Source organism: Amycolatopsis sp. NPDC058986, assembly GCF_042741125.1.
GTDB lineage: Bacteria > Actinomycetota > Actinomycetes > Mycobacteriales > Pseudonocardiaceae > Amycolatopsis.
On record NZ_JBHYJW010000092.1, the window covers coordinates 19,112 to 27,235 of the forward strand.

Annotated in this window: 7 protein-coding genes; 6 read left to right on the top strand and 1 reads right to left on the bottom strand. The window is 69.5% G+C overall.

What is annotated here, in order from left to right; genetic code table 11:
* Positions 1 to 238: 238 nt before the first annotated feature.
* From xrtP to ACFW0G_RS42685, 3 genes are read left to right on the top strand one after another with little or no spacing between them, the layout of a single operon-like run.
* Positions 239 to 784 (top strand): exosortase P, encoded by a 546-nt coding sequence (gene xrtP / locus ACFW0G_RS42675; RefSeq protein WP_378331269.1) that lies wholly within the window; start codon positions 239 to 241, stop codon positions 782 to 784.
* Complete coding sequence (locus ACFW0G_RS42680) at positions 781 to 2,166, top strand: glycosyltransferase (RefSeq protein ID WP_378331270.1); 1,386 nt, start codon at positions 781 to 783, stop codon at positions 2,164 to 2,166. Before xrtP ends, ACFW0G_RS42680 begins: the two co-directional genes overlap by 4 nt.
* A gap of 43 nt (positions 2,167 to 2,209) precedes the next feature.
* Positions 2,210 to 3,085, top strand: a complete 876-nt coding sequence (locus ACFW0G_RS42685; RefSeq protein ID WP_378331271.1) for an alpha/beta fold hydrolase — start codon at positions 2,210 to 2,212, stop codon at positions 3,083 to 3,085.
* 16 nt (positions 3,086 to 3,101) lie between these two features.
* On the opposite strand, the gene ACFW0G_RS42690 is transcribed toward ACFW0G_RS42685, so the two are convergent.
* Complete coding sequence (locus ACFW0G_RS42690; RefSeq protein ID WP_378331272.1) at positions 3,102 to 5,027, bottom strand: N-acetylmuramoyl-L-alanine amidase; 1,926 nt, start codon at positions 5,025 to 5,027, stop codon at positions 3,102 to 3,104.
* A gap of 141 nt (positions 5,028 to 5,168) precedes the next feature.
* Between ACFW0G_RS42690 and ACFW0G_RS42695 the strand changes: the two genes are divergently transcribed.
* The 3 genes from ACFW0G_RS42695 (at position 5,169) to groL (ending at position 7,994) form a co-directional block, all read left to right on the top strand.
* Positions 5,169 to 5,816, top strand: coding sequence for an HAD family hydrolase (locus ACFW0G_RS42695; RefSeq protein ID WP_378331273.1), 648 nt, complete (start codon positions 5,169 to 5,171; stop codon positions 5,814 to 5,816).
* Positions 5,817 to 5,989: 173 nt separating this feature from the next.
* Positions 5,990 to 6,283, top strand: coding sequence for a co-chaperone GroES (gene groES, locus ACFW0G_RS42700; RefSeq protein WP_009072407.1), 294 nt, complete (start codon positions 5,990 to 5,992; stop codon positions 6,281 to 6,283).
* Positions 6,284 to 6,380: 97 nt separating this feature from the next.
* Positions 6,381 to 7,994 (top strand): chaperonin GroEL, encoded by a 1,614-nt coding sequence (gene groL / locus ACFW0G_RS42705; RefSeq protein ID WP_378331274.1) that lies wholly within the window; start codon positions 6,381 to 6,383, stop codon positions 7,992 to 7,994.
* The last annotated feature ends 130 nt before the right edge of the window (positions 7,995 to 8,124 follow it).

The window sequence follows — 8,124 nt, forward strand, 5'->3', positions numbered from 1 at the left end:
GGGTGGATTTTCGACGCTTTTCACCAGGTCGGTGGGACGTTCACTCTCTTGGTCTAACAAGTTGCCGACACAAGGGGCCGAAAGGTCCAGTCGGCTCCCCGGTGCAGGGGATCCCGCTGGCCTCCGGTCGCCGGAATGGCTTACGCTCGAACCGGGGTCCGCAGGTTCGTCGAGAACGTCCAGTCGTCCGGCAATCATCGACAGCGAGAGGATCGTTGTGGCCGTAGCGAGCGCTCCCATGTCAAGTCCCGCAAGGTTTCCGCTGCGTATCGCGGTCCTCGCGGTGTTGGCGGCCGGGGTGGGTCTGGTGCTGGCCGAGCGGCTGTACCGCGAAATCGAAGTACAGCTGGCAGGTTTGATCCTGCGGGTCATCACCTCATCGGGTGTATACGTCGTGGGCTCCCGGGAAACTGTCTACTTTGGGTTATCGAGTGATACTCCGTTCGGGTTACGAATGACTCCGGAATGCTCGTCGGTTTTTCTCTTGCTGCCGTTGTTGTTGGTGACCTCGGTCATGTTGTATTTCCGGCCGAATAATGCCAAGCGGCTGTTTTTGTCACTGTTGTCGGCTGCTGTCGTCGTATTTTTTGTCAACCAGTTGCGCATTCTGACGATCGTCTGGCTCGTGTTCGGCCTCGGCACCGACGAGGGCTACTACTGGGGTCACACGCTGCTCGGGTCGATGGTCAGCGTGCTCGGTGGCGCGGTGTCGCTCGTGCTCTTCGTGTGGCTCGCCACCCGCAGGACGAAGGCGGGCAGGCACGCCGCGAAGGCCGCGTCATGAGCGGAGGCGGGCTGAAGATCCTGCTGGCGGTCACCCAGGCGTTCGCGCTGACGATGAGCGTGGCGTTCATCGTCTACGTCGTCGTGATCGTCGTGCCCTACCTACGGCGCAAACCGGCGCCGGTGGGCGATCCCGACGACTTCGTCTGGCACTTCTTCGTGCCTTGCCGCGACGAACAGACCGTCATCCGCGAGACCGTGCGGTACCTGCGGACGACGTTCCGGCGCGCGCACGTCTGGGTCGTCGACGACGACTCGGAGGACCGCACCGCCCGCGTCGTCCGCTCGCTCTGGCGGCGCAACGGCGCCTACGACCCGTACCTGCACCTCGTGCCGCGCACGCGGCCGGAGGCGCGAACGGGAAAGGGCGATGCGCTCAACGCCGCGTATCAGGCCCTCAACGACTGGATGGGACCGGACGCGCGTCGCGACGACGTCGTTGTCGTGGTGGTCGACGCCGACGGGCGTCCCGCCCCGAACTGCCTCGAGGTGTGCGCCGCCGGGCACCTGTTCGGCGACGGGACGATCGGCGCCGTCCAGCTCGACGTCCGGATGAGCAACGTGACCACCCGTCCGCCGGGCCGGACGTGGTTCTCCCGCGCGTTCGGGCTCAAGCTCGCGCAGTTGCAGGACCTCGAGTTCCGCACCGCGATCGCGGCCATCCAGACCTCGCGCGCCTTCACCGGCACGATCTCGATGGGCGGCAACGGCCAGTTCACCAGGCTGAGCGCGCTCGACTCGATCGCAGGCGAGGACGAGCAGCCGTGGCGCGGCTCGCTGCTGGAGGACTTCGAACTCGGCGTGCACCTGCTCACCGCGGGCTGGCGTACCGGGTTCACCCCGGATTCCCATGTGGCGCAAGAAGGTCTGTACAGCCTGCGGCGCTTCCTCGTGCAGCGCACGCGCTGGGGTCAGGGCACCATGCAGTGCGCGCGGTATCTGCGGCGGATCTGGGACTCGCCGCACGTCAGCACCCTCGGCGCCGCGGAGATGATGTACTACCTGGCGCAGCCGTGGATGCAGCTGATCGGCTCGCTGCTCTACCCGATCCCGTTCGTGCTGCTGCTGATCAGCACCGCGGGCGATCCGGCGCAGGTGTGGACGTGGTTCACCGGCGGTGCCTGGATCCTCTTCGCGATCTACGGTTCGTTCGGGCTGCTGCCGTTCGTCGTCTGGGGCCCGATCTACCAGATGAAATGCCTGCGCAGCAAGAACATCCTGCGCGGTATCGGCATGGGGCTCGCCTACGCGGCCTACATCTACACCTTCTACATCACGTCGTGGCGCGCGCTGTTCCGGCTGATCCGCGGCCGCAACGGCTGGGCGAAGACGCGGCGCAACACCGAACAGGCCGCCGGGGTGAAGGTCGCGCTGGACAGCTGAAACCCGCGTGCGGTCCAGAGTGGACTCCGCCATGATCGGCGGGGTGAACGTAGCTGTCGAACCTCCCGCCCGGCTCGGCGAAACGGCGCTGCCGGACGGCCGGGTGCTCGGCTGGGCCGAGTGGGGCCCGGCCGACGGTGTGCCGGTCCTGTTCAGCCCCGGCGCGGCGACCAGCCGGACGCTGGGTTTCGGTGCCGACGTCGTCGGCGAACTCGGTGTCCGGCTCGTGTCGGTGGACCGGCCGGGACTCGGTGTGTCCACATCGGACCCCGGCCGTGGCTTCGCCGACTTCTCACGGGACATCGGCGTGCTGTGCGCGGATCGTGGGCTCGGTGTTCCCGCGATCGTCGGGAACTCCCAGGGCGCGCCGTTCGCGCTGGCCTGCGTCGTCGAAGGCGTCGCCGGCCCACTCGCGCTGGTGTCGGCCGCCGACGAGGTCTCGGCGCCCGAGTTCCGCGGCGTGCTTTCGGACGCGTTGGCGGCGTTGGTGCGTCAGGTCGCTGAGGACCCCGACAGCGCCGAAGCCTTCTTCGCGGGCTTCAGCGCCGAGGCGATGCGAGACCACGTCCTGGCGTCAAGCCCTGACGTCGACGTCGCCGTGTACACCGCTCCGGCTTTCGACGCCGCGTACCGCCGCGCGCTCGCCGAAGCGTTCAGACAGGGGGGTGCTGGGTACGCGCGTGACACCGTCCTCGCGATGGGGCGCTGGCCTTTCGACCTCGCGCGGATCACCGCGGCTGTCGACGTCTGGTACGGCGAGCTCGACACCAGTCACTCACCCGACAATGGCGTCACCCTGTCCGCGCGGATCCCCGGCGTCACCCGGCACGTCGTCCCGGACATCGGGGGCGCGCTGCTCTGGACGCACGCCCCCGAAATCCTCCGTGACCTGCTGACCCGAGTGCGTTTAGCGGGCTAAACGCACTCGGGCGGGCTCACCAGACCGGCTGGACCTGCACGTCGTCGGCCTTGACGTAGGCGATCCGGTGCCCGAACTGGATCTGGACGTACCGGAGCTTGCCCTTGACGACGACATGCTGCGCCGGGTCGAACGTCGTGGCCGAGAAGTACTCGGACCCGACCGTCCCGCCCGAGGAGTACCGCTGCCCGGCCGCGAACGTGTACGGGAGCGGCACCAGCTCCTGCGGCGGCACGTTCGACGGGTAGGCCGAGGCTTCCGGGAAGGCCCGTCCGTAGACCGGCACCGACGCGAGCCCGGGTTTCGGCGTGACGGCGAACCCGAACGCGGGCTTCGCGGTGCGCTCGTCGCGCGGGTTGTGGAACCAGCCCTTCTGGCCGAGGTACCAGATCGCGGTCCAGTCACCGCGGGTTTCGGCGACGACGTACCGCTGCCCGGTCGCGACCCTGCTCCCGACGTCGGCAACGTCCATTGTGGACGGTGAGCCGTCGGGGTGCAGTCCGGCGTCGAGCAGCAGCGGCGCGGTGTCGCTCGGCTCGGTGTGCAGCACGACGGCCTCGGATCCCCTTGCCGGGCAAGGCTTTCCGGCACCGTCGCAGCCGGTGAACGCGGGCTGGTTCGTGGCGAAGTCCGGAGCGATCGTGACCAGTGGCGAGCCCGGCCTGCCGAAGCCGTCCAACGGCGCGCCGAGCAGGTCGAAGTAGTGCGACCAGTCCCAGTACGGGCCCGGGTCCCAGTGCATGCCCTTGATCGTCGCCGGGGTCGTGCCCGGCACGTTGTCGTGGCCGATGATGTGCGCGCGGTCGAGCGGGATGTCGTACTTGCGCGCCAGGTAGCCGACCAGCTTCGCCGACGCGCGGTACATCGCCTCGGTGTACCAAGTGCCCTTCGCCGCGAACCCCTCGTGCTCGACGCCGATGGACTTCGCGTTGACGTACCAGTTGCCCGCGTGCCAAGCGACGTCCTTTGTCGGCACGTGCTGGGCGATCAGGCCGTCCGCGGAGCGGACCGTGTAGTGCCAGCTGACGTAGGCCGGGTCCTGGGCCAGCTTGAGCACCGAATCCCAGTAGCCCTCGGTGTCGTGGATGACGATGTGGTCGATCTTCTGGTCGTTCGGCCGGTCGGCAATGTCGTGGTTGCCGTAGCCGCCGTCGGGCAGCTGCTGGTAGGGCGCGGGCACCGATTCGCACGCGACCCGTTTCGGGCACTCCGGCGCGGGCGGCGCGTCGGCGCGGAGCCCGAGCGCGCCGAGCTGGCCGCGAGCCGGGGCGAGCCCGGGAGCCGCGGCCAGGCTGATGCGCTGGCCGTCGTCGGTGGTGCGGGACGTCCCGGCGGCGATGGTGTCGAAGACCTCGTCGGCGAAGGCCTGCGCGGCGGCCGTGCCGTCGGCGCCGCTGTAGCGCGCGACCGCGCCGTACCAGTCCGCCGGGTTGTCGCTGCGGACGCCGAGTTTGCGCTGGTAGTCGGCAAGCAGCGCGGCGCCGCCCCGGACGTTGGCGGCCGGATCGGCGCGCAGTGTCGCCGGGTCGGTATGCGTGAGCGCCGCCGCGGTGTCGACGGTCTGCAGGCCGGGCGCGGGAGGGACCGGGGCGGGAGCGCTCGGGCGCAGGGCGGGCCGGGCGCTGTCCCCGCGCGGGTCCTCGGTGCCCTCGTCGTGATGGCTGCCGCCGGAGCCTGCCGAGCGCAGATCCGTGAGGTGCATCGGGCCGTAGCCCGCCGCGGTGCTGGGCGTCCCATGGTTGGTGTCCCAGCGGGACTCGAGATAGGAGACGCCGAGCAGGACGTTGAGCGGCACGCCGAACTCGCTCGCCGCGGCGGCGAAGTCGCCCTGGCGTTGCTGATCGGTGGGGGCGGCCTGAGCCGGGGCGGCGGTGGCCAGCCCGGCCAGGAGCGTGGTGGCGGCGATCGCGGCGGCGGTGCGGCGCGACATACGTGACTGCATGAAGGCACTCTCCAGTGGTCGGGCAGCCGATGGCCAAAACCTAACCAGACCGGCGCGCTCCGAGTAAGCCCCCGAGTGCGCGGAGGCAGGCCACCGACTGCGTTTAGCCCGCAAAACGCAGTCGGTGGCAAGGTGGAAGGCATGGTGGGGGTGACGGAACTGCTGGCCGGCCGGGACCACGTCTTCGTCGGTTTCGACGGAGTGGTCTGCACGGTTTTCGACACCGCGGGGGCACGTACCGCGGCGGACCGGCTGAAGCCGCTGGTCGGCCACGTCCTTCCGGACGAGGTCGCGGCCACCGGCGACCCGTTCGCCGTGCTGTCCTACGCCGCGAGCTGCGGCCCGAACACCGCGGACGCCGTCCACCGGCAACTGGCCCGGCTGGAACTCGAAGCACTGGTCGTCGCAGGCCCCGTGCCCGGCTCCGTCGAGCTGATCGGCGAACTCGCCTGGCGGGGATTCACCGTCACCGCGGTGGGCAACCAGTCGATGGACGCGGTGCGAAGCCACCTCTCGCTGCACGACCTGCAGTACGAGGTCAAACGGATCAGCGCCCGCGCGTCCGGCGATCCGGCCTTGCTCCTGCCCGGCACCGCGCTGATCGACGCCGCCGTGCGCGGAGTCGGCGCGTCGCCGGACCAGTGCGTGCTGATCGGCGGCACGCCTCCCGAACTCCAAGCCGCCCGGGCCGCCGGCGTCGCCACCATCGCGGTCGCTCCTGTCGCACCCCTCACGCCACCACCGGACGTCGTCGTCGCCGACCTCGCCGAGCTGCGTTTAGCGGGCTAAACGCAGCTCGGGCTCAGCGTGAGGGCACCCTCCTTGCGAAGCTGGCACTCCCGTGGCTAGAGTGCTAATTGCACGGCCCGAACACGCCCCGGCACCCGCGACGGCGGGGGTGGTAGGAGCCGTAAGTCATTACGTACCTGCCAACGCTTTCGACGACCGTGGAGGTCAACCCGGTGAGCGTGAACATCAAGCCGCTCGAGGACAAGATCGTTGTCCAGACGAGCGAGGCCGAGGAGACGACCGCTTCCGGCCTCGTCATCCCCGACACCGCCAAGGAGAAGCCCCAGGAGGGCAAGGTTCTGGCCGTGGGCCCGGGCCGGATCGACGACAAGGGCAACCGCGTCCCGCTGGACGTGGCGGTCGGCGACGTCGTCATCTACTCGAAGTACGGCGGCACCGAGGTCAAGTACAACGGTGAGGACTACCTGATCCTGTCCGCCCGCGACGTGCTGGCCGTCATCAACTGACGACCGCTCGCAGCGCATGACGCCCCGGGCCCCGCACAAGCCGGGGTGCGGGGCGTTCTTGCGTTCAAGAGACACCGAAAGGTAAGCGGAACTCGCTATGCCCAAGCAGATCAGTTTCGACGAGGACGCTCGTCGCGCGCTGGAGCGCGGGGTGAACAAGCTCGCCGACGCGGTCAAGGTCACCCTCGGCCCGCGCGGGCGTCACGTCGTGCTCGACAAGAAGTTCGGCGGCCCGACCATCACCCTCGACGGCGTGACCGTCGCCCGTGAGGTCGAGCTGGACGACCCGTTCGAGAACCTCGGCGCCCAGCTCGCCAAGAGCGTCGCCACCAAGACCAACGACGTCGCCGGTGACGGCACCACCACCGCGACTGTGCTGGCCCAGTCGCTGGTGAAGGTCGGCCTGCGCAACGTGGCCGCCGGCGCCAACCCGGCTTCGGTCGGCCGCGGCATCGAGGCCGCCGCGGAGAAGGTCGTCGAGATCCTCAAGTCCAAGGCGACCCCGGTCAAGGGCCGCGACAACATCGCCCAGGTCGGCACGGTCACCTCGCGTGACGCGGCCATCGGCGCCCTGCTCGGCGAGGCCGTGGAGCGGGTCGGCGAGGACGGTGTCATCACCATCGAGGAGTCGTCCACGCTGGCGACCGAGCTCGTGGTCACCGAGGGTGTGCAGTTCGACAAGGGTTTCCTGTCGGCGCACTTCGCGACCAACCCCGAGGACCAGAAGGCCATCCTCGAGGACGCCTACATCCTGCTGTTCCGCGAGAAGATCTCGGCGCTGGCCGATCTGCTCCCGGTGCTGGAGAAGGTCGTCGAGGCCAAGAAGCCGCTGCTGATCATCGCCGAGGACGTCGACGGCGAAGCGCTGTCCACCCTCGTGGTGAACTCGCTGCGCAAGACGATCACCGCGGTCGCCGTCAAGGCGCCGTTCTTCGGTGACCGTCGCAAGGCGTTCCTGGACGACCTCGCGGTCGTCACCGGCGGCAACGTCATCTCGGCCGAGATCGGCCTGAAGCTGTCCGAGACCGACCTCGGCTCGCTGGGCCGTGCGCGGCGGGTCGTCGTCACCAAGGACGACACCACGATCGTCGACGGTGCGGGCACCAAGGACGCGATCGACGGCCGGATCGCCCAGATCCGCAAGGAGATCGAGACCACCGACTCCGACTGGGACCGCGAGAAGCTGCAGGAGCGGCTCGCGAAGCTCGGCGGCGGTGTCGCGGTGATCAAGGTCGGTGCGGCGACCGAGACCGAGCTGAACGAGCGCAAGCACCGCATCGAGGACGCCGTGGCTTCGACCAAGGCGGCCGTCGAGGAGGGCATCCTGCCCGGCGGTGGCTCGGCGCTGGTGCACGCGGTCAAGGAGCTCGAGGGCGGCCTCGGCCTGACCGGTGACGAGGCGACCGGCGTCCGGATCGTCCGTGATGCGCTGACCGCGCCGCTGTTCTGGATCGCGACCAACGCGGGCCACGAGGGCGCTGTCATCGTCAGCAAGGTCCAGGAGCAGAGCTGGGGCCAGGGCTTCAACGCCGCCACCGGCGAGCTCACGGACCTGATCGGCGCCGGCATCGTCGACCCGGTCAAGGTGACCCGGTCCGCGGTGGCGAACGCCGCGTCCATCGCGCGGCTCGTGCTCACCACGGAGAGCTCCGTGGTCGAGAAGCCGGCAGAGGAGGAGCCCGCCGCGGCCGGTCACGGCCACGCGCACTAGCTCCACCGGTTCGTCCCGAAGCGGGGGGGGGCGGCCCCCCCCCGGGGGCCCCCCCGGGATTTTTTGGCCACCCACACCCCCCCCCCCCCCCCGCCCGTTGACCCCCAAAAACCAGGGGGATATAAAAAAA